Below are 21,024 nucleotides of genomic sequence, written 5' to 3'. Positions count from 1 at the left end.
CCAGAGTTTTTCGAACCCTCCAGCTCGGTCACGCAGCCGCGCTTCACCATTCGCGGCGTGGCGACCGATGATTTCGGCATCGGCACCGAACCCGCCGTCGCGGTGTTCGTCGATGGCATCTACACCGCGCGGACGGGCTCGGCGCTGATCTTCTTCAACGATATCGAGCGCGTGGAAGTGCTGAAGGGGCCGCAGGGCACGATCTTCGGGCGCAATACCTCGGCCGGCGCGATCTCGATCGTCACCAAGAAGCCCGAAGACCGCTTCACCACCACCGCCAATTTCGATTTCGGCAACTACGGCTCGAAGCGTATCGAGGCGATGATCAACGTGCCGCTGACGCACAACCTGCAGGTGCGCGGCGACGTGCTGATCAACCGGCGCGATGGCTGGCTGCACGATGCCGTCACCGGCAAGGGCCGGGGCTTCATCCACACCACCTCGGGCCGCATTTCCGCCCGCTGGACGCCCGACAGTGCCACCGACATCGTCTTCGCGTGGGACCATGACGAAACGCGCAACGATGGCCCCGTGGCGATCGGCATCAGCCAGGCGGCGCTGTCGCGCGATCCGTTCGGGCCGTTCACCAACGACGTGGTCGGCGGCGCGCGCGAAACGCGCCTGCTCAACGGCTATGCGCTGACCATCAACCGCGACATCACCGATGGGCTGAAGCTGACCAGCATCAGTTCGTACCGCCGGTTCTCCACCTCGAACCGCGAGGACGAGGACGGCACCAACGATCCCACGCGCTATCTCGACACCGACAATATCGAGAGCAACAAGAGCTTCTATCAGGAGCTGCGCCTTTCGCACGATGGCGAAAAGCTGCACTGGCTGCTGGGTGGCAGCTATTTCAACGAGGTCGGCCACCAGACCAGCGCGGTGACGGCGCTGGTCGATTCGATCGATTTCGCGCTCTCCAGCGGCGGGCTGCCCCTGTTCAGCGCGTTTGCCGGCGCCGGCCTGCCGGTGTTCGGCAACACCTGGCGCGAGGACATGACCAACACCGCGCGCAACAAGTCGTTCGCGGCGTTCGGCGACGTGACCTGGGACGTGACCGACAAGTGGAGCCTGCGCTTCGGCCTGCGCTATACCAACGATCGCAAGACCTTCACCTGGTTCGCGCCCAGCGTGCAGTCGCCGGGCCTTTCGGCGATCCAGTTGCCGGGCGCGGTGTTCAACGCGGGCTTCGACCAGCTCGGCCTGCCGCCGCTGTTCGATCCGGCGACCACCTATTCGGTGCTGCAGGTCTATCAAACGCTCGCCGCCCAGCCGTTCCTGGCCGGCGCGCCGATCTACCCGACGGGCAACCTGATCTTCAACGAAGGCGCGCTGCAGAACGTGCCGTTCACGCGCAAGGCCAGCTTCAACGATGTCTCGCCGCGGTTCGTGGTCAGCTACAAGTTCACCCCCGACGTGATGGCCTATGTCTCCGCCTCGCGCGGGTACAAGGCCGGCGGCTTCAACTCGCAGGCGATCAACAGCTATTTCCGTCCGGAAACGGTGTGGAACTTCGAAGCCGGCGTGAAGTCGGAATTCTTCGACCGGCGGCTGCGCTTCAACCTGACCGGCTATTATTTCCGCTACAACGATCGCCAGTCGATCTCGCTGGTGCAGAACGGCAGCACCATCCCGCAGTACGTCACCACCACCGGCAGTTCGAAAGCCTATGGCTTCGATCTCGATACGGCGCTGAAGATCAACGATTACCTCAGCCTGACCGGCACCCTGTCGTGGATCGATTCCACCTGGGCGAGCCGCATCGAGCAGGTGCAGACCTTCAGCGGGCCGATCAATCTCAACCTCAACGGGCAGCCCACCGGCGAGCCGCGCCTCAGCAGCACGTTCGGCGTGCATGCGACCGCGCCGGTGAGCTTCGGCAAGCTCTTCGCCGATTTCAACTGGAGCCACCGCTCGCGCGCCCGCACCAACGCGCGGACGCCTTATGACGATGCGCTCGATACGGTGCTGGGCGGGGTCGACTGGACGAAGCTGGGCACGCTGCGGTCCTCGCGCGATCTGGTCAACGCCCGCATCGGCGGCAAGAGCGCCAACGAACGGGTGACCGTGGCCTTCTGGGTCGAGAACCTGTTCAACAAGCAGTACATGAACGGCATCAACAACATCACCACTACCACGTTCGGCACGCCCTACACGCGGATTTCGCCGCCGCGCTTCTTCGGCGGCAGCGTGACGCTCAAGTATTAATGAACACGTATTGAGGAATACTGCGGCCGGCAAAAAGCGTCGCCGGCCGCGCACACGGGATCGCAGCAAGCGAGGAGAGAACGATGAAGGCAGGATTTATGCGCGGCCGCGCGGCGCTGCTGGGCAGCGCGCTGATGGTGGCGGGTGTGGGATCGCTGGGGCTGGCCGGGCCGGCCTGGGCGGCTGCCCCGCAGGCCGATGCCGATGGCTTCGTCACCGACCGCGCGTTCGAGAAGCACCTGCAGGAGCAAATTCTCGATGCCAAGGCCGGGGACGTGATCACCATTCCCGCCGGCAAGTACCGCCTGTCGCGCGGCCTGGGGCTGACCGCCTCGGGCGTGACCATCAAGGGCGCGGGCAAGGATCAGACCGTGCTGTCCTTCGCCGGCATGGTCGCCGGCCCCGTCGGCCTGCTGGTCACCGGCAACCAGTTCGTCGTCAGCGACTTGACCGTGCAGGACACCAAGGGTGACGGGATCAAGATCAACGGCACCAAGGGCGTCACCTTCCGCAACGTGCGCGTGCGCTGGACCGATCCCGACAACAGCACCCACGGCGCCTATGGCATCTATCCCGTGGGTTGCACCGACGTGCTGATCGAGGACAGCGAAGTGTTCGGCTCGTCCGACGCCGGCATCTATGTCGGGCAGTCGGACAACATCATCGTGCGCCGCAACCGGGCGGAACTGAACGTCGCCGGGATCGAGATCGAGAACTCGACGCACGCCGACGTTTACGAGAACGTCGCCACCCGCAACACCGGTGGCATCCTCGTGTTCAACATGCCCAACCTGCCCAAGCCGGGCCACAGCACGCGCATTCACAACAACGTGTCGGAAGCGAACAACACCCCGAACTTCGCGGCGAAGGGCACCGCGGTCAGCATCGTGCCCAAGGGCACCGGCATGATCGTGCTGGCCAACGACGATGTCGAGATCTTCGACAACGACATCCGCAACAACGATACCATGGGCATCGCCATCGCCAGCGATTTCTCGACCGACTACAAGATCGAGGCTGGCGCGCCCGGCGAGCACGATCCCTATCCGGACCGGGTGCTGATCGCTGGCAACCGTATTTCGGGCGGCGGCAACGCGCCCGATGCCGATCGCTTCCCGGCCGCGCCGGTGATCCGCGCGGCGGGCCAGAGCACCAACGTGGTGTGGGACGGCTATACCCGTGCCCTCGCGGACGACAACGGCATCTGCCTCGCGTCCGGGCCGGACAAGCTGATCCGGCTCGATCCTAAGAGCCCCGGCAAGTTCGCGGTGATCGACGGCAAGAGCTGCGACGGCTTCAAGCGCCAGCCGCCTGTCGTCATCCGCTAAGGAGTCGTCCGGTGTCCAAGTTCCTGCGGTTCGCGTTGTGGTCGCTGGTCGCTTCCGTTCTCGGCTTCGCGGTGCTGACGCACCATTCCAGCGCGGCGGGATCGCGGGAGGATTTCCCGGCGAAGCTCTCGCAATGGAAGCTGATCCAGCGCGCGGGCGACCGGCTGGCCGCCGCGCCGTCCGGCGTGACCTACGAACTCGCTACGCCGCTGTTCACCGACTACGCACTGAAATGGCGGGTGCTGTTCATTCCGAACGGGCAGAAGGCGGCCTACAATCCCGATCGCGCGTTCGACCTGCCGGTTGGCACGGTCATCGCCAAGACGTTCTACTATCCCGTCGCGCCGGCCGATCACACGGGCGAAGGCGCGGACGTGCTCAAGGCGCGCGCCAGCGACTATCAGGATGGCGTGGGCGGCTTGCGGCTCGCGCATGTACGCCTGATGGAAACGCGCCTGCTGGTCCATCGCGCGGGCGGCTGGGTGGCGCTGCCCTATGTCTGGGACGAGGACCAGCGCGATGCCACGCTGGAACGCGTGGGCGATGCGATCCCGCTGACGATGGTGGACGGCGCGGAGCGCAAGGACTTCGTCTATGTCGTGCCCAACGCCAACGATTGCGCCAATTGCCACGCGCCCAATTTCACCGCCGGGGAGATCAACCACATCGAGCCGATCGGGATCAAGGCGCGGCATCTCAACCGCGATTTTCCGGGCAAGTTCGGCACGATCAACCAGCTCACGCGGCTGCAGCGGCTGGGCTACCTGACCGGCGCGCCGGCCGCCGCTTCGGCGCCACGCAACGTCGACTGGCATGACGAGCGCCTGCCCGTCGATGCGCGCGCGCGCAGTTACCTCGACATCAATTGCAGCCACTGCCATTCGCCCGTCGGCGCCGCGCGCACCACCGGCCTGTGGTTCGATCAGGGGCACGAACACGGCGCCGACTGGGCCAGCCCGCGCCGGATCGGGGTGTGCAAGCAGATCGTGGCCGGCGGGCACGGTGGCGGCGGCCTGCCGTTCGACGTGGCGCCGGGCGAGCCGGAAAAGTCGATCCTGCTCTATCGCCTGCGCTCGAACGTGCCGGGCACGATGATGCCGGAAATCGGCCGCAGCCTCGTCCATGCCGAGGGCATCGCGCTGGTGCGCAGCTGGATCGAGCGGATGGAAGGCCAGTGCCGGCTGGCCTCGGAGCAATAAGCCTTCCCACCCCCAACTCCTCCCGCAAGCGGGAGGGGCGCGAGACTTGCGCCGCCGCAGGCGGCGTTAGTCGCAGCGGGGTGGGCTTTCCATAGCGATAGGGTCGCCGTGAAAAAAGCCCCGCCTCCACAAGGAGACGGGGCAAGGGTGGTGCGGTGATCGGTGGGGAAGGGCGCTAGCCCACGCCTTCCCAACACCGAGCAAAGATCAGAACTTGCGGCGCACCTCGATCTGCCATTCCCGGCCCCGGTTGTAGACGCCTTCGACGAAGCCCGAAGCGCCCACGTCGGCATAGCCGGCGACGAGGAAGCGCTTGTTGAAGATGTTCTTCGCGCCCACGCTGACGGTCCAGTTTTCCGCCGTGTCGGTATAGCTCACGGTGCCGTTCCACAGGCCATAGCCGGGCTGGTGGAGCAGCGGGGTGTTGAGCGCATCGAGGAGCACGTCGCTGCGATAGGACCAGTCCACGCGCGGCGAGAACTTTCCGATGGCGGTTTCGGCAGTGTAGGCAAGGCCCACCGAAGCCGTCCATTTCGGCGCGTTCACGAACTTGCTGTTGACGTTGACGAGGCCGGTGCCGACCGGAATGTCCCCCGCCACGGTGTGCAGGATGATGCCGCCGCTGGCCGCGAGATACTTCGCGTCGAGATAGCCCACCGAGGCGTTGAACGCCCAGCCGCCGCCGATCCGCGTGTTCAACTCGCCCTCGAACCCGCGGATGCGCGCCTTTGCGGCGTTCATCGTGAACGGGTTGGGCAGGCCGGGCGAGAGGACGTTGAGCTGGATGTCCTTGTAGTCGGTCTGGAACGCGGCAAGGTTCAGGCGCACGCGGCGGTCGAACAGTTCGCTCTTGATGCCGGCCTCGTAGACCTTGACGTATTCCGGCGAGAACGAGGGGGGCGAGATGAACGGCGGGCCGGCCAGGCGCTGGGTGAAGCCGCCCGATTTGAAGCCGTCCGAATAGTTGAAATAGGCCATGATATCGCGCGTGAACTTGTACGAGATATTGGCGAGGAAGTTGGTTTCGTTGACTTTCAGCTTGCCCGTTGCCCCCGGCAGCACTTGCGGGGTGCCCGCCGGCAGAATCTGCGTGGGGCTGGCGACGAAGTCGGTCAGATAGACCTGGTTGGGCAGGAACAGCTTGTCTTCGTCGGTATGGCGGATGCCGCCGGTGATAGACAGGGCTTGCGTGATGTTCAGCGTCGCCTGTCCATAGAAGGCCAGGCTGCGGTTGCGGATCGCGCCCCCGCTCAGCAGACTGCCGATCGAGAAGTCCACGGTGTTGGCATCGGTGCCGCTTTCGCGGAAGTAATAGACGCCCGCTGCCCAGTTGAGCAGCTTGGATGAGCCGGTGACCTGGAGCTCCTGCGAGAACTGGCGCTGCGAATAATCGTTGAACGTATCGTCGATCAGCACCGGGCTGTGATCGTGATCGGCGCCGAAGATCGAATCCAGCTTGCGCCACGCGGTGATCGATTTGACCGCGATCTCGCTGCCCAGGATCGGTTCGGGCGCCTTCCAGTTGGCGGTCACGTTCACGCCCAGCACGTCGATGTTGGAGATGACGCGGCCGGTGCCGTAATCCTTGCCGGCCGGCGCAATCCATTGCGAGCCATAGCACTGGGCGGCCGTGGGCGTGGTGGCGCAGACCGCGCCGTTTAGCGCCAGGTTGTTGTATTGCGCGAAGGGCGCGTCGGCATAGGCGGCGATCAGTTGCAGCGGTGCGCCGTGTTCGCGTTCGCGCATCCGTTCGATCGAGGCGTCGATGGTCAGCGTGTCGGTCGGCAGCAGGCGGATGTCGCCGCGAATGGCGAACTTGTTGTCATTGCCCAGATCGACGCCGTCGCTCGTGCGCGTGACATAGCCATCGCGGTTGCGCGAAAACACGGTCAGCTTGGTCAGGATGCGGTCGGTGATCGGCGCGTCGAGCGTCGCCTTGAACTGGAGCAGGTGATCCGATCCGCCGGTGACGGAAGCGGTGCCGCCCAGTTCCGTGCCGGGCTTCTTGGTGGTGATGTTGATCGCGCCGCCGATGGTGTTGCGGCCGAACAGCGTGCCTTGCGGCCCGCGCAGCACTTCCAGGTTTTCGAGGTCCACCAGTTGCAGCGCCGATCCGACCGAACGCGCGATGTACACGCCGTCGACATAGATGCCCACGCCCGGTTCGGTGTTCTGGTTGAAGTCCGTCTGGCCGATGCCGCGGATGAAGAACGAGGCGGCGGCGCTGCTGCCGCCGACCGGTGCCGTCTCGCTAACCACAAGGTTGGGCACCACCCGGTCCAGCCCGGTTACCGAGCTGACCTGCCGCTGTTCCAGCGCGTTGCCGGAGAAGGCGGAAATCGCGATCGGCGTTTCCTGCAGCGATTCCTTGCGCTTGCGCGCGGTGACGGTGATTTCCTCAAGGCCGGTGCTGGCCGAGGCGCCGGGCGTGGTTTCCTCGGCATGGGCGATGCCGCCGCAGGAGAGCGTGGTTGCGGCCAGCAGTCCGGCCGTGAACATGCGGCCGATGTATCGGTGATTTCCCCGTGTCATTGTGATCCCTCATTGGAAAGTTGCGTGGCAGGGCCTGCGAACTTCTGCGTCCGGTTCTGTGCCGGCCGTCATGGCGGGGAACTTCCGGATTTCGCCGGGCAGCGGCAATTCGCAATCCGCAGCCAATGTGCGCGTTCGGCAAGGCGGTGTTGCGTTTGCGAATAAGGATTCGGCAAAACAGGGAGTGTATTGCCTCGCACGCTTCGCATGCGCAAAAGCCGCCGCGTGAGGGCGCGGCGGCTTCTCCGGGGGGCGAAGCGTCAAAAGGGGGGGAGGCGCCTAGGGTCAGGACCCATTACTGGCGCGGTCGAGGCGTCCAAATGGCGAACATATCGGGCCGAAAGGCGCGTTGCGAAGGCTGGTTGCCTTTGCAAGCGTCTTTCGGTTCGAGATGGAAGCCATTTGGACGTCCCGCAGGGATTTGACCAAAATGGCCCAGCGCGGCGTCGGAGAGACTTGAAATATCGACATATTCCTGCGCCCCTCCTCCTTGCGCCGGGCCATTTTGCCTCAAACCTCGATCGCGCCAGTAATGGGTCCTGACCCTAGAGCAGGGTGACCGTCACCGACTTCGCCTCGGTGTAGAGTTCGAGCGGCGCGTGCGCGAGTTCGCGACCATAGCCGGACATCCGGTGGCCGCCGAACGGCACCGCCGGATCAAGCAGGTTGTGCGCGTTGACCCAGACATTGCCCGCCTTCAGCCCCAGCGCGAAACGGTTGGCCGCGCCCAGGTTCTGCGTCCACACGCTGGCGCCCAGGCCGAAGCGGGTATCGTTGGCGAGCGCCAGCGCTTCCTCTTCGCTGTCGAACGGCATGGCCACCAGCACCGGGCCGAACACTTCCTCGCGGCACAGCGTCATCTCGGGCGTACCGTCGGCAAAGACGGTGGGGCGATAGAAGAAGCCCGGGCCGGCGGGAGCCTCGCCGCCCGCCACCAGCCGCGCGCCCTGCGCCAGCGCGCCTTGCACGAAGCTGTCCACGCGGGCGCGCTGCTTGGCCGAAACCAGCGGCCCCATCTGGCTGGCGGGATCGAGCCCCGCGCCCAGCACCATGCCGTTGGCAACCGCCGCCAGACCGTCGATCACCTCGGCATAGATGCTGCGGTGGACCAGCAGCCGCGAACCGGCGGTGCAGACCTGCCCGTGGTTGAAGAAGATCGCGCCGGCCGCGCCTTCCACGGCCATCGGCACCGGGCAATCGCCCAGTACCACCACCGGGCTCTTGCCGCCCAGTTCCAGGCTCAGGCGCTTCATCGTGGCGGCAGCGCGGCGCTGGATGTCCTGCCCGACCTCGGTCGATCCGGTGAAGGCGATCTTGTCGACGTGGCGATGTTCGACCAGCGCGATGCCCGCCGCCGCGCCGCCCGTCACGATGTTGACCACGCCGGCCGGGAACCCGGCTTCGGCGATCAACCCGCCCAGATAGAGCGCGGACAGCGGCGTGTCCTCGGCCGGCTTGAGAATCACGGTGCAGCCCGCCGCCAGCGCCGGCGCGATCTTCCAGATCGCCATGACCAGCGGGAAATTCCACGGGATGATCTGCCCCACCACGCCCACCGGCTGGCGGATGGTGTGCGAGGTGAAGCTGAGGCCCGGCACGTAATGGAACGAGGGCGCGATGGTGGTGCCTTCGATCTTGGTCGCCCACCCGGCCATGTAGCGCAGCGAATCCATGGCAAGCACCAGATCGCCATGGCGCGCCATGGGCAGGATCTTGCCGTTGTCCAGCACTTCCAGTTCGGCCAGCAGATCGGCGTCGCGCTCAATCAGGTCGGCCAGGCGCAGCAGCAGGCGTTCGCGCTCCACCGGGCGCAGCGCGCGCCACGGGCCGGTGTCGAACGCCGCGCGGGCGGCAGCCACCGCCCGGTCGATGTCGGGTGCACTGCCTTCGGCCACTTCGGCGATGGGCGCGCCGGTCGCCGGGTCGATCACGGTACGCCGTTCGCCACTGGCGGCCGGTACTTGCGCGCCATCGATCCACAGGCCGTGCCGGTGGGCGAGGAAGGCCTGCGTCGCGGCGCTGGCGGCCTGCGCGCCGGACCCGACGGTGGCGGAAGGGCTCGCGCCGGCGGGGCTTGCGATGTCCAGCGTGTCGCTCATGTCAGGGGCCTTTTCGTGGATGGTGCTGTCGGACCGCAATCGTAGGAGGCGCGTTCGCGCCCGCGCTATCCACTTTGCGCAGGCCGCGTGCCGATCCGGCAAAAGGAAGGCGCACGCCTCTTGACAGGAGACGCTGCTTTCAGTGTCCTGCATCGGATGAGGACTCGGCTACGCGGTTCTCATGATCGGCACCCGATCAGGCCGCGTGAGCCGGGTAACAGTGCAAGCGAGAACACACGGCGGGCAAACCGTCACGCTCAGGGAGCCGCCACATGCTAGCCGTCCTTGCCCAGTCGAATGTCGCCGGTGTTCAGTCCTTCCATTCGGATCGGGCGGACGTGGTCCACGAACACCTGTCGAAGCGCCTTTCGCGCCACCGCTTCGATTGCGGCCGGGCGGAGCCGATCGACGCGCGCATCTACAGCATGGAACTCGGCGCGATCCAGTTCGTCGATCTCCAGTACGGCACCGAGGTCGATGTCGAGGCGCAGCTGGAGGACGATCACTTCCTGGTCCATCTCGCGCTCGATGGCGAAACCGTGATGTGGGCCGATGGCAACCGCTACCAGCTGCGGCCCGACGAACTGATGGTGTCCTCGCCCGGCACGCCGCTCAAGGTCCACATGACGGGCAATTGCCGCCATCTGGCGGTGCGGATGCCCGCGTCGATCTGCACCGATTATCTCGGCCAGCAACTCCACATCCCGGTCCAGCGCCGGCTGGAATTCTATCCGGGGCGCGAAGGCACGCGCGAACTGCCGCTGGTGTGGCGCGGGATGCTGACCCACATTTGCGGGCAGTTGCAGCTTTGCCCGATCACGATGGGCAACAAGCGGCTGCAACGCCAGTACGGGATGCTGCTCGCCGAAGTGCTGCTCGGCAATTACTGCAACAGCTATTCCGAACAGATCGCGCTGCACGGCAACGACATCTCGCCCCGCCACGTCCGCCGCGCGCGCGAGATCATCCACGATTCGGTGGAGGAGACGATCTCGATTGCCGCGCTGGCCGCGCAAGTCGGCGTTTCGGTGCGCTCGCTGCAAAGCGGCTTCCGCCATTTCCTGGGTGTCACGCCGCTGGAATATGTCCGCCGCCACCGCCTGGAAAAGCTGCACAGCGCGCTGATGGAAAGCGATGGCGGCGCCAGCGTGACCGAGCTGATGCTCGAATGCGGCATCGTCAACTTCGGCCGCTACGCGCAGTACTATCGCCAGCAGTACGGCTGCCTTCCCTCGGAAACCCTGCGCAAGCGGGGATAGGGGGCGGCCGGCAGCGCCGGGCCTCTTTCCCGGCGCCCGCCTGCGTCACGGCGCGTCGGGATCGGCCTTCAGGTCCAGCGCGCGCTTCACCACATAGGCGCGGATCGCTTCGGCCTGCGCGGCGGTGAGGTCCTTCGCGAAGTTGGGCATTCCCTGCGGTTCGGCCACGCCCTGCAGCACGAAGGCGGCGAACATCTGCGGATCGGTGATCGCCTGCGAATAGCGCAGGTTGGGCACGCCGCCGTGGTTCACCGCCGTATCCCCATGGCACATCCAGCAGCGCACGTGGAACAGCGTGCGGCCTTCGTCGACCTGCCGGGGATCGCCGGCGCTGGCGGGCAGCGGCGGCAGCACCTTCGGATCGACCGGCGGCAGCGCATAGGGCGCCTTGCCGTCGAGCCGGAAAGTGACGATGCGGTTCACGCGCGGGCCGACCGCGTCCTTCAGCGCCTCGCCCATGTTGAGCGGCAGAATGCCGCCCCAGCCGACCGCGACGGAGACGTATTGCACGCCCCTGATGCGGTAAGTGACGGGCGCGGCGACGATGCCGCTGCCCAGGTTCACGGACCACAGCTTGCGGCCGCTGTCGGCGGCATAGGCGGCGAATTCGCCCGTGCCGTTGCCCTGGAACACCAGCCCGCCCGCGGTCGAGAGCACGCCGCCGTTCCACGGCAGCGGCATCGGCACGGACCACACCCGCCGCCCGGCGACCGGGTCCCACGCCACCAGCGCGCCTTTCATCATCGCGCGGATCTGCGCGCGCACCTTGGGGTCTTCGGGCATCGAGGAGGCGGCCGGGTCCTGCCCGGTGTTCCATCCGCGCGGATCGTAGGCAAAGCTTCCGGGCTTGGCCGAAACATAGCCATAGGGCATTTCGGCCGTGGGCAGGAACACCAGACGGCGCGACGGATCATAGCTCATCGGCTGCCAGCTGTGCCCCCCGGCGGGCGAGGGCAGGCCCAGCCACGGCGCGCCGCTTTCGGCATAGCGCGCAGCGGGCACGATGTCGGGGCGGCCAGTCTGAGGGTCCAGCCCCTTCGACCAGTTGAGCGGCACATAGGGCGTGCCCGAGATGAACTGGCCCGTCGCCCGGTCCAGCACATAGAAATAGCCGTTCTTCGGCGCCTGCATCAGCACCTTGCGCCGCTGCCCGTCGATCTGGAGATCGGCCAGGATCATGTGCTGCGTGGCGGTGTAGTCCCATTCGTCGCCCGGCACTTCCTGGAAATGCCAGACGTATTCGCCCGTCTCCGGCCGGATCGCCACGATCGAGGAGACGAACAGGTTGTCGCCCTTGCCGGCGCTGCGCACCGTGCGGTCCCATGGCCCGCCGTTGCCCACGCCGATATAGAGCAGGTCGAGTTCGGGATCGTAGGCCATCGAATCCCACGCGGTGCCGCCGCCGCCCACCTTCCACCATTCGCCCGCCCAGGTGTCGGCGGCCATAGCCATGGCCTTGTTCTCGAAGCCCTTCGCCGGATCGCCGGGCACGGTGTAGAAGCGCCAGGCCTGCTTGCCCGTCGCCACGTCATAGGCCGTGACATAGCCGCGCACGCCGTATTCCGCGCCGCCGTTGCCGATGATTACGCGGTTCTTCACGATGCGCGGCGCGCCGGTGATCGTGTAGTTCTGGTTGCGGTCGGTGGTCTGGACCGACCAGGCCTCGCGCCCCGTCTTTGCGTCGAGCGCGATCAGCCGCCCGTCGAACGCGCCCAGGAACACCTTGCCGTCGGCATAGGCGACGCCCCGGTTGACCACATCGCAGCAGCCGCGCCGGGCAGTGGCGCCATCGACTTGCGGATCGTAGCGCCACAGCACGCGGCCGGTGCGCGCGTCGAGCGCCATGACCACGCTCCACGGACCGCTGACGTACATCACGTCATCGACCACGATCGGCGTCGCTTCCACCCCGCGCAGCGATCGCGCGTCGAAATCGGCGCTCCATGCTACGCCCAACCGGGCGACGTTGGCGGCGTCGATGCCGGCCAGCGGGCTGAACCGCGTTTCGCCGGGATCGAGGCCGTGCATGGCCCAGTCCGTATTTGCGCTGGCGGTCTCGGTGCTGGCGCGGGCGTTGGCGTTGACCGGCGCCGGCTTTGGCGCGGCAAGGGCCGTGGCGCTGACGCAGATTGCGGTCAGCAGGATCGCTTTGGTCTTCATCCGGGTTCCGCCATATGGAGGGGCACGGGGCCGGTCACGGCCGCGCCCGCTGTCGCTGAGGGCCGAAGGGCACCCGATTTGCCGGACCGGCGCTATCCGGAACGCGAACGGCGCTGTACGCAAAGCGCGTCATTTCGGTCACAGGTTTCAACTGATTTCGCGAACCCCGCCTGCGGGTTCCGCAGAGCTTGGCCGCTTTGCGTTCCGGCAATCCGCAATGCGCGGCGGATGTACGTTTTCGGCATTTCTATACTGTTGAAATACCAAGGCCCCTCGGCGAGCATCCGGTCAACAAAAGCACCAGTTGGTGCCGGCGATCAGGGAGCATCCGGCATGACCTTCGGGAAAACCAAAGCGGCATCGAGCAGTCTGGCCATGGCGGTTGCGATCGCCGGCATGACCGGGACGGCGATCGCGCAGGAAGCGCAAACCGCCACCCAGGACGCGACTGGCAGTTTCGGCGATATCGTGGTGACCGCCACCAAGCGGTCCGAGAACGTCGCCAAGGTGCCGATCTCGATCACCGCGTTCTCGGGCGATCAGCTGAAGGCGCTGGGCGTGACCGACACCACCCAGATCACGCAGCACGTTCCGGGGCTTCAGCTTAACGCCTGGTCGCCCAACGTCACCATCTTCAACTTGCGCGGCATTTCGCAGAACAACTTCACCGACTATCTGGAAAGCCCGGTCGCGGTCTATGTCGACGATGCCTACATGGGCTCGATCAACGGCATTTCCGGCCAGCTGTTCGATGTGCAGCGCGTGGAAGTGCTGCGCGGGCCGCAGGGCACGTTGTTCGGCCGCAACGCCACCGGCGGCCTGATCCAGTACGTCAGCAACGACGCCAGCCGGGCGGACTTCAACGGCTATGCCACGGGCACCTACGAACGCTTCAACCGGCGCACGCTGGAAGGCGCGGTGGGCGGCAGCATCACCTCCGGCTTGCGTTTCCGCGTGGCGGGCCGCGTCGCCAAGGCGGATGGCTACATCAAGCCGGCGGCGGCGCTGCCGGGCGTGTTCGAAAGCGATGGGCAGGCGCTGGGCGGGGAGAACGGCTGGGCCGTGCGCGGCACGGTGCAGGCGGACCTTGGCCCCAACGGCAAGCTGGACCTGTGGTACAAGCATTCGCAGGACGATCACGTCGCCACCGGCGGCTATGTGTTCGACAACTGCAATCTGCAGGACAACGGCTATTGCACCACCGACGCCGCCGGCCTGTCGAACGGCACGGGCGGGGTCATCAACGGCATCACCGGCGAGAAGGCCAGCCCCTACCAGAACTTCTCCAACGTCCCCGGTTTCCTGGATCGCAAGATCGATGTCTATCAGGGCAAGCTGGCCTACGATCTGGGCGGGATCAAGCTGACCAGCATCACCAACTATACCAAACTGACCAAGTCCTATCTGGAGGATGGCGACGCGACGCCGCTCGACCTCATCCGCTACGAGACGCAGGCGCGCTACAGCCAGTTCAGCGAAGAACTGCGCCTGTCGGGCGATCTGCCGCGCTTCCGCTGGCAGGCGGGGTTCTACTACCTCGACATGAAGATCAACGGCCATACCGTGACCACCGGCAACCCGGCGCTGGGCGCGGCGGTGGCCGTGGGGCTGGGCGGCAGCAACCCCTCGATCGACGAGACCTATCGCCTGACCTCGAAGAACTGGTCGCTGTTCGCGCAGACCGAATACGACCTGACCGATGCGCTGACGCTGATCACTGGTCTGCGCTATTCCAAGGACACCAAGGGCGTTACCTATCATTCGCTCGTCAGTTCGGACGGCAGCACGGTGGAACTGGCGTCGAACCAGAGCTTCGACGCGGTGATCCCCGGCGTCGATCGCATTTCCAAGGGCGATTGGGCGGCGCGCGCCACGCTGAACTTCAAGGCGGCCGCGAACACCTTGCTGTTCGCATCGTGGAACCGGGGCATCAAGGGCGGCAACTTCACGCTCAGCCCCGCGATCGATGCCTCGACCTTCCAGCACAAGGCCGAAACGCTCAACGCGTTCGAGGGCGGCATCAAGTGGTCCAACGACAGCAAGACCATCCGCGCCAACGCCACCGTGTTCCACTACAGCTACAAAAACTATCAGGCCTTCGCCCTGATCGCCAACGTGCCGCAGGTGCGCAACAGCGATGCCACGGCCACCGGCGCGGAGTTCGAGGCGTGGATCAGGCCGGTCCCGCACTTCAACGTGAATCTTGGCGCGACGTGGGAAACCAGCAAGGTCAAGTCGGTGGCCACGGCGGGGTCGGAATACCTGTCGGTGCTGGTCCCCGGCGCCAGCGTGCCGCAATATTGCGTCGATCAGGGCACCGGCAACTATTTCTGCACGTTCCCGGCGGCCACGGTCACCAACGCCAAATTGCCCAACGCGCCGCGCTTCAGCGTGAACTACCTGTTCCGCTACGACATCGACACCGCGCTGGGCAATGTCGCCGCGCAGTTCGACGGCGCATGGTATGACGGCCAGTACCTCGAAGTGACCAACGGCGCGTCCTCGTTCCAGAAGGCGTACAATGTCTCGAACGCCTCGCTGACCTGGACAAGCGCGGACGACCGTTTCAGCATCGAGGTGTTCGGCCGCAACGTGTTCAACAAGGCCTATCGCCAGTATACGCTCAACCTCGGTCCGCTCGGCACGACCGCGATGTACGCCAAGCCCGCCACCTATGGCGTCAGCGCGAGCGTGAAGTGGTGATCGCGGTTCGGCCCACGGCCATGGGGAAGCGGGCGCGGGGCCGGTTTTCGTTTCGGAGTATGCGATGAAGACGTTGCTTGCCCTTTCGCTCCTCGCGCTTGGCGCATCGCAGGCGATGGCGGCCCCGCCGAAGCCCGCGCCCCCGAAACCGGCGCCGCTGAAGCCCGAGGAACTGACCACGGTCGAGCTGAAGGAGCAGATGCCGCCGCACTGGGTGCTGGTGAACGACATCAGCTTCCTGCACATCGCCGATGGCCGCGCCTATCTGATCGATGCGGACAGTGGCCATTTCCTCGGCACGATTCCGGGCGGCATGTCGCACACCGGTGTCGCCGTCTCGCCCGATGGGCGCACGGCTATGGTGCCGGGCACGTACTATTCGCGCGGCAGCCGGGGCACGCGTACCGATGTCGTCACCTTCTACAAGATCAGCGATCTGATGCCGGGCGACGAGGTGGAGATCCCGGCCAAGCGCATCCAGTCGCTGCCGCTGCCCTCCACCATCCCGCTGACCGACGACGGGCGGTTCCTGCTGGTGTACAACTTCACGCCCGAACAGTCGGTCAGCGTGGTCGATGCGCAGGCGCGCAAGCTGGTGGGCGAATTTCCCACGCCGGGCTGCGGCCTGATGCACATGACCGGGCCGCGCGGCTTCCTGCTGCAATGCGCTGACGGATCGTTGCAGGCCGCCGCGCTCGACGCGAATGGCGCGGTCCATCTGGGCGCGACGACCAAGCCGCTGTTCACCGTCGACGATCCCGCAAGCGACAAGCCGGTGCGGATCGGCCCGTCGACCTGGCTGTTCACCACCTTTGCCGGCGATGTCGCGGTGATCGACGGCGCCGAAGGGCAGATCACGGTCAAGGCGCGCTGGAAGCTGGCGGGGGCAGACGAATCCGCCTGGCGGCCGGGCGGTTTGCAGCCGCTGGCGTACCATGCACCCAGCGGGCGGCTGTTCGTGCTGATGCACAAGGGCGGCGCGGGCACGCACAAGTTTCCGGGCGAGGAAATCTGGGTCTATGACGTCGCCGCGGCCAAGCGCATTGCCCGCATCGCGCTCGACCAGCCGGCCAGCGCGGTGGCCGTGAGCGGAGACGCGGCACCGCTGCTCTACACCACCCTGTTCGGCAGCGGCACGCTGGCGGTGCGCGATCCGGGCACCGGCGCGGTCCTGCGCAAGGTGGAAGGATTGGGGTCAGACCTCACGCTGATCCAGCCCGCGCCCGTCGCGGCCACGGCGGGCGCGCGATGATCGATCCTGTCCTCGCGCTGTTGCCCGCGATCGGCGCGGGATGCCTGTTCCTGTCGGCGGGCGTGCACAAACTGCGCGATTTTGCGCGTTTCGTGCCGACTCTCGCTGCCTATCGGCTGTTGCCGGCCGGGTGGGCAACCGTGATGGCGCCGGCGGTGATCGCGGCGGAAATCGCGGCCGGCGCGGCGGCGCTCGCCATGCCCGTCTCGCCCGCTCTCGGCCGGGCCGGTGCGCTGGGTTGTGCGCTGCTATTGGGGGCTTATGCGGCCGCTATCGCCATCAATCTCCTGCGCGGGAACACGCGGATCGATTGCGGCTGCCTCGGCTTCGGCGCGCGCGTGCCCGAACTGCGCTGGGGCCTCGTCGGCCGCAACGCGCTCCTCCTTGCGGCCGTTCTGACCGCCCTGCTGCCCGTTTCCCCCCGCCCGCTGGTATGGCTCGACGCCGTCACCCTGCTCGGCGGCCTCGCGCTGATGGCGCTGATTCATGCCGGCGCCGACATGGCGCTGCACCTTCCCCGCAAGGAGATCCGCTCGTGACCAATGCCGTGATTGCCGCGCTGATCGCGCTGTGGATTCTGGTGCTCGTGCTGGCGCTGGTGGTCGTCGCGCTGCTGCGGCAGGTGGGGATGCTGCATGAACGGCTCGGCCCGGTCGGCGCGCTGATGCTGCCGGGCGGCCCCGAAGTGGGGCAGGAAACGCCGGCGTTCGAACTGGAAGCCATCGACGGCCGCGCCGTGCGCATCGGCGGGGCGGCGGACGGGCGGTCCACCCTGCTGTTCTTCCTTTCGCCGACCTGCCCGGTGTGCAAGTCGTTGATCCCCGTGGTCAAATCGATCGCGCGCGAACAGGGGGATGCCTTGCAGGTGGTGCTGGCCAGCGATGGCGATGCGCAAGCGCAATACGAAATGGTCGTGCGCGAGCGGCTGGAGGCGTTCCCGCTGGTCCTTTCGACGCCGCTCGGCATCGCCTTCCAGGTCTCGAAGCTGCCCCATGCCGTGCTGATCGACGCCAACAACCAGATCGTGGCCAAGGGCCTCATCAACAACCGCGAACATCTCGAAAGCCTGTTCGAAGCGAGCCGGATCGGCGTTGCCTCGTTGCAGGATTTCCAGCGCGCCCGCGCGGCGGGGCTGCTGGGGCAGAACCAGGGAAGCAAAGCATGAGAAGACTGGACCGCGCCGCCGAATACCTGACCCGCAGCGCTGCGCGCGGCACATCGCGCCGGGGGTTCATCGGGCGGCTGGGCGCTTTCCTGACCGTATCGGGCGCCGCCACGCTGCTGCCGGTGGCGCGCGCGCGGGCGGAACGCGCGCCCAATCCCGTGCAGGTGCAGGAGCAGGGCGATCCGATGTCGTGCGAATACTGGCGCTATTGCGCGGTGGACGGCTTCCTCTGTTCCTGCTGCGGCGGTTCGGCGTCGTCGTGCCCGCCGGGGACGGAACCTTCGCCGATCACCTGGGTCGGCACCTGCCGAAACCCGGTGGACGGGCGCAATTACATCATCAGCTACAACGATTGCTGCGGCAAAGCGGCGTGCGGCCGGTGCAACTGCAGCCGCGACGAAGGCGCGACGCCGACCTACCAGCCGACCACATCCAACGATCTCGACTGGTGCCTCGGCACGCAGGCGGGGGTCGCCTACCACTGCTCCACGTCGGTCGTGCTCGGACCGGCGGACTGACGGCGCGGGGCGTGCGGCGACCGGTTGTCCTGCTCCCGCTGGCGCTGGTGTTCGGCGTCGCGGCGACCGGCACCGGGCCGGACGAGCGCGCGCACCGCGCCTGGGTGGACTATGCGCTGCACTGCCAGGGGTGCCACTTGCCCGACGGGCGCGGCATGGCCGGCAAGGTGCCCGACATGCGCGGGCAGCTTGGCCACTTTGCGGCCTTGCCCGGGGGTCGCGAATACCTGGTGCGCGTGCCCGGCGTTTCCACCTCGCGACTCAGCGATGCCGATGTCGCCCGGCTGATGAACTGGCTGGTCCGCCGGATGGGGCCGCTGCCGGCGGGGTTCGAGGACTACACAGCCGAGGAAGTGACGCGGTTGCGCGCCGATTGGTTAAGGTCGCCAGGGCCGGTCCGCGCGCAGCTCAAGGCGGCAATGGCCGAGGCGAGGGTTCAGGCCCGCTGATCCGCGACGAAGGCGCGCAGGGGCTTGCATCCGGGGGCGAGGAGGGCCGCCGCGCCCACGCCGCCGACCACGGTGACCAGCGCCAGCGAACGGACGATCCCGGCGCCCGCGCCGAACAGGTGGTCGTTGAGCAGGCCGATCAGCAGCGTTCCCACGCCCGCGCCCAGCAGCGAGGTGCAGCAGATCAGCAGCGCCGAAACCCGCGCGCGCATGGCCGGTGGCGCGACGATCTGGACGAGCGCGCCCGACGGCGCGATGGGAAACGAGGAAAAGAACTGCAGGCCGGCGAGCAGGGCGAGGCCGATCGCCGGAGAAGGGGCGAAGGCCAGCGCGCCGCCGAACAGCGCCGAGCACAGCCCGCCGATCATGCCGACGCGCAGCGCGCCATCGCCGCGTCCACTGCGGCGGTCGAGCAAGTCCATCAGCCAGCCGCTGGCATAGGCGCCGCCGCCGCCCGCGCAGGTCGCGATCAGGCCGAGCCATAGCCCGGCCTCGCGCGTGTCGAAGCCGAAGGCGCGGGTCAGCACGGCCGGCGCCCAGGCCAGCGTGCCGAACAGCGCCCAGCCGGTCAGGGCATAGCCGGCAAGGTGCGGGCCGAAGATCGCGCGATGCCGGCGCATCATGGCGAAGACCGCGCCGATGCCCGGCGGGGACGCTGCCGGCTTGCCGCTGGCAGAAGGGCGCGGGTCACGCACCGTCACCGCCACGATCAGCGCCAGCAGCAGGCCCGGCAGGCCCACGATCATGAAGCAGAGCTGCCACGGCCGCAGGGCCAGGCCCGCGATATGGACCGTGCCGTGCGCCGTCGCCGCCGCGATCACCGCGCCGCCCGCGACGAAGGCGAGCCCCGCGCCCACGAACGAGCCAAGCGAATAGACCGCCAGCGCCCGGCCCAGCTTTTCGCGCGAGAAGAGGTCGGCGATCAGCGATTGCGTGGCGGGGGAGAGAGCGCCTTCGCCCGCACCCACCATCACGCGCGCGCCGAACAGCGCGGCGAAGCTGCCGGCAAGCCCGCAGGCGGCGGTGGCGAGGCTCCACACGGCGATGCCGGCGGAGATGACCGCCGGGCGCGCCATCCGGTCCGAAAAGCCGGCGATCGGCACGCCAAGCGTGGCGTAGAAGATCGCGAAGGCGAAGCCGTGCAGCAGACCGAACTGGGTGTCGCTGATGCCGAGATCGGCCTGGATCGGCCCGATCAGCAGCGACAGGATCTGCCGGTCGACGAACGACAGCACGTAGGCCGCCATGCAGATCGCCACGACATACCACGATGCGGCGCTGTCCGGCGCGATGGTCCGGTCACGCATTAGCGGATGCCAGCACGAAATCGAAAGCGCAGCGCCACGGCGTCGCGGCATCGGGTGTGGGTTCGTAGTCCACGATCAGCGACGCCTTGACCCCGAACACCGCGTCGCTTTCCAGCCATGCGTCGCCGGCAACGAAGGTGTGCGTCACCAGCCGGTCGCAACCCGGTGCGGAGACGATGAAATGGGTGTGCGCCGGGCGCCAGGGGTGCCGCCCGGTCGCTTCGAGCATCTGGCCCACCGGACCGTCATGCGGGATGGGATAGGATACCGGCTTGATACCGATGAAGGCGTATCGCCCATCCTTATCGGTCATAAATCGACCTCGATTATTCCATTGTGGTTGTTCGTCGGGTTGCTGAACATCGTAAAAGCCATCGGCGTTGTCGGACCAGACGTCGATCTCCGCGCCGGCGATCGGGCGGCCGGCGATGTCCGTAACCACGCCTTCAAACAGGCAGGCTTCGCCTTTGTCATCCAGACAGATGCTTTCGCCCATCTGTCGCTCCGGCGCGCCAGCGACGTGGAACGGCCCGAGCACCGTGTTCTGCGTGGCCTTGTCCGGCCGGCGGTTGTTGATCGCGTCGACCAGCATCGATGCGCCCAACACGTCGCTCAGCAGGATGAATTCCTGCCGTTCGGCGCTGCAGATGCGGCCGGTGGCGGTCAGGAAGTCGATCGCCTTGGCCCATTCCTCGCCCGTCAGTTCGACGTCCTTGATGAAAGCGTGCAAGTGCGTGACGAGCGAACGCATGATCCGGGCAAGGCGCGGGTCGATGTCCGCGCCCAGCCGGGCGTTGACCGCCTCGGCCGATTGCGCCTCCGTAAAATAGCTCATGCGCCTT

15 protein-coding genes are annotated in these 21,024 nt (G+C 66.9%); 10 read left to right on the top strand and 5 right to left on the bottom strand.

Annotated features, from left to right (window positions below; genetic code table 11):
- From B3547_RS02840 to B3547_RS02830, 3 genes are all read left to right on the top strand, one after another.
- The coding region (locus B3547_RS02840; protein WP_292959961.1) for a TonB-dependent receptor at positions 1-2,211 on the top strand (2,211 nt) is incomplete at its 5' end.
- Positions 2,212-2,294: 83 nt separating this feature from the next.
- Entirely contained in the window at positions 2,295-3,539 is a 1,245-nt protein-coding gene (locus B3547_RS02835; protein ID WP_292959960.1) for a parallel beta-helix domain-containing protein, read from the top strand.
- An 11-nt stretch (positions 3,540-3,550) separates the two neighbouring features.
- Positions 3,551-4,738: an SO2930 family diheme c-type cytochrome gene (locus tag B3547_RS02830; RefSeq protein WP_292959959.1), complete on the top strand. Its 1,188-nt coding sequence runs from the start codon at positions 3,551-3,553 to the stop codon at positions 4,736-4,738.
- A 207-nt stretch (positions 4,739-4,945) separates the two neighbouring features.
- Here B3547_RS02830 and B3547_RS02825 read toward each other — a convergent pair whose 3' ends face one another.
- Both B3547_RS02825 and B3547_RS02820 read right to left on the bottom strand, forming a co-directional pair.
- Complete coding sequence (locus B3547_RS02825; protein ID WP_292959958.1) at positions 4,946-7,237, bottom strand: TonB-dependent receptor; 2,292 nt, start codon at positions 7,235-7,237, stop codon at positions 4,946-4,948.
- Between the two features lie 578 nt (positions 7,238-7,815).
- A complete protein-coding gene (locus B3547_RS02820) occupies positions 7,816-9,369 on the bottom strand; it encodes an aldehyde dehydrogenase family protein (protein WP_292959957.1) in 1,554 nt (517 codons plus the stop codon).
- A 272-nt stretch (positions 9,370-9,641) separates the two neighbouring features.
- Here B3547_RS02820 and B3547_RS02815 point away from each other — a divergent pair, with 272 nt between their 5' ends.
- A complete protein-coding gene (locus B3547_RS02815; RefSeq protein ID WP_292959956.1) occupies positions 9,642-10,628 on the top strand; it encodes an AraC family transcriptional regulator in 987 nt (328 codons plus the stop codon).
- Between the two features lie 45 nt (positions 10,629-10,673).
- Here the strand turns inward: B3547_RS02815 and B3547_RS02810 are convergent, their stop codons facing one another.
- Positions 10,674-12,788: a PQQ-dependent dehydrogenase, methanol/ethanol family gene (locus B3547_RS02810; RefSeq protein WP_292959954.1), complete on the bottom strand. Its 2,115-nt coding sequence runs from the start codon at positions 12,786-12,788 to the stop codon at positions 10,674-10,676.
- 333 nt (positions 12,789-13,121) lie between these two features.
- Between B3547_RS02810 and B3547_RS02805 the strand changes: the two genes are divergently transcribed.
- The 6 genes from B3547_RS02805 (at position 13,122) to B3547_RS02780 (ending at position 18,875) form a co-directional block, all read left to right on the top strand.
- Positions 13,122-15,491, top strand: coding sequence for a TonB-dependent receptor (locus B3547_RS02805; RefSeq protein ID WP_292959952.1), 2,370 nt, complete (start codon positions 13,122-13,124; stop codon positions 15,489-15,491).
- Positions 15,492-15,555: 64 nt separating this feature from the next.
- Positions 15,556-16,743: an amine dehydrogenase large subunit gene (locus B3547_RS02800; RefSeq protein ID WP_292959950.1), complete on the top strand. Its 1,188-nt coding sequence runs from the start codon at positions 15,556-15,558 to the stop codon at positions 16,741-16,743.
- Positions 16,740-17,282, top strand: a complete 543-nt coding sequence (locus B3547_RS02795) for a MauE/DoxX family redox-associated membrane protein (protein ID WP_292959947.1) — start codon at positions 16,740-16,742, stop codon at positions 17,280-17,282. Before B3547_RS02800 ends, B3547_RS02795 begins: the two co-directional genes overlap by 4 nt.
- Positions 17,279-17,908, top strand: a complete 630-nt coding sequence (mauD, locus tag B3547_RS02790; protein WP_292959945.1) for a methylamine dehydrogenase accessory protein MauD — start codon at positions 17,279-17,281, stop codon at positions 17,906-17,908. The genes B3547_RS02795 and mauD overlap by 4 nt, the downstream gene beginning before the upstream one ends.
- The gene (locus tag B3547_RS02785; protein WP_292959943.1) at positions 17,905-18,426 is read left to right on the top strand and encodes a methylamine dehydrogenase light chain; all 522 of its coding nucleotides are present in this window, start codon (positions 17,905-17,907) and stop codon (positions 18,424-18,426) included. Before mauD ends, B3547_RS02785 begins: the two co-directional genes overlap by 4 nt.
- A gap of 11 nt (positions 18,427-18,437) precedes the next feature.
- The gene (locus B3547_RS02780) at positions 18,438-18,875 is read left to right on the top strand and encodes a c-type cytochrome (protein ID WP_125953694.1); all 438 of its coding nucleotides are present in this window, start codon (positions 18,438-18,440) and stop codon (positions 18,873-18,875) included.
- On the opposite strand, the gene B3547_RS02775 is transcribed toward B3547_RS02780, so the two are convergent.
- Together B3547_RS02775 and B3547_RS02770 are read right to left on the bottom strand one after the other, a co-directional pair.
- Complete coding sequence (locus B3547_RS02775; RefSeq protein WP_292959940.1) at positions 18,863-20,182, bottom strand: spinster family MFS transporter; 1,320 nt, start codon at positions 20,180-20,182, stop codon at positions 18,863-18,865. The two genes, B3547_RS02780 and B3547_RS02775, sit on opposite strands and share 13 nt — an antisense overlap.
- Entirely contained in the window at positions 20,175-21,017 is an 843-nt protein-coding gene (locus tag B3547_RS02770) for an intradiol ring-cleavage dioxygenase (protein WP_292959938.1), read from the bottom strand. The genes B3547_RS02775 and B3547_RS02770 overlap by 8 nt, the downstream gene beginning before the upstream one ends.
- Between the last annotated feature and the right edge of the window lie 7 nt (positions 21,018-21,024).

The organism is Novosphingobium sp. UBA1939 (assembly GCF_002336885.1).
Classification (GTDB): Bacteria; Pseudomonadota; Alphaproteobacteria; order Sphingomonadales; family Sphingomonadaceae; genus Novosphingobium.
Note: the sequence above shows the minus strand (reverse complement) of the source record. Positions and strands in the feature narration are given on the sequence as shown.

Excerpts from the sequence above, each read along its gene's own strand:
- B3547_RS02770 (WP_292959938.1), bottom strand. The coding sequence starts at position 21,017 with ATGAGCTATTTTACGGAGGCGCAATCGGCCGAGGCGGTCAACGCCCGG.
- B3547_RS02805 (WP_292959952.1), top strand. The coding sequence starts at position 13,122 with ATGACCTTCGGGAAAACCAAAGCGGCATCGAGCAGTCTGGCCATGGCG.
- B3547_RS02815 (WP_292959956.1), top strand. The coding sequence starts at position 9,642 with ATGCTAGCCGTCCTTGCCCAGTCGAATGTCGCCGGTGTTCAGTCCTTC.
- B3547_RS02795 (WP_292959947.1), top strand. The coding sequence starts at position 16,740 with ATGATCGATCCTGTCCTCGCGCTGTTGCCCGCGATCGGCGCGGGATGC.
- B3547_RS02825 (WP_292959958.1), bottom strand. The coding sequence starts at position 7,237 with ATGTTCACGGCCGGACTGCTGGCCGCAACCACGCTCTCCTGCGGCGGC.
- B3547_RS02820 (WP_292959957.1), bottom strand. The coding sequence starts at position 9,369 with ATGAGCGACACGCTGGACATCGCAAGCCCCGCCGGCGCGAGCCCTTCC.
- B3547_RS02775 (WP_292959940.1), bottom strand. The coding sequence starts at position 20,182 with ATGCGTGACCGGACCATCGCGCCGGACAGCGCCGCATCGTGGTATGTC.
- B3547_RS02835 (WP_292959960.1), top strand. The coding sequence starts at position 2,295 with ATGAAGGCAGGATTTATGCGCGGCCGCGCGGCGCTGCTGGGCAGCGCG.
- B3547_RS02785 (WP_292959943.1), top strand. The coding sequence starts at position 17,905 with ATGAGAAGACTGGACCGCGCCGCCGAATACCTGACCCGCAGCGCTGCG.
- B3547_RS02800 (WP_292959950.1), top strand. The coding sequence starts at position 15,556 with ATGAAGACGTTGCTTGCCCTTTCGCTCCTCGCGCTTGGCGCATCGCAG.
- B3547_RS02810 (WP_292959954.1), bottom strand. The coding sequence starts at position 12,788 with ATGAAGACCAAAGCGATCCTGCTGACCGCAATCTGCGTCAGCGCCACG.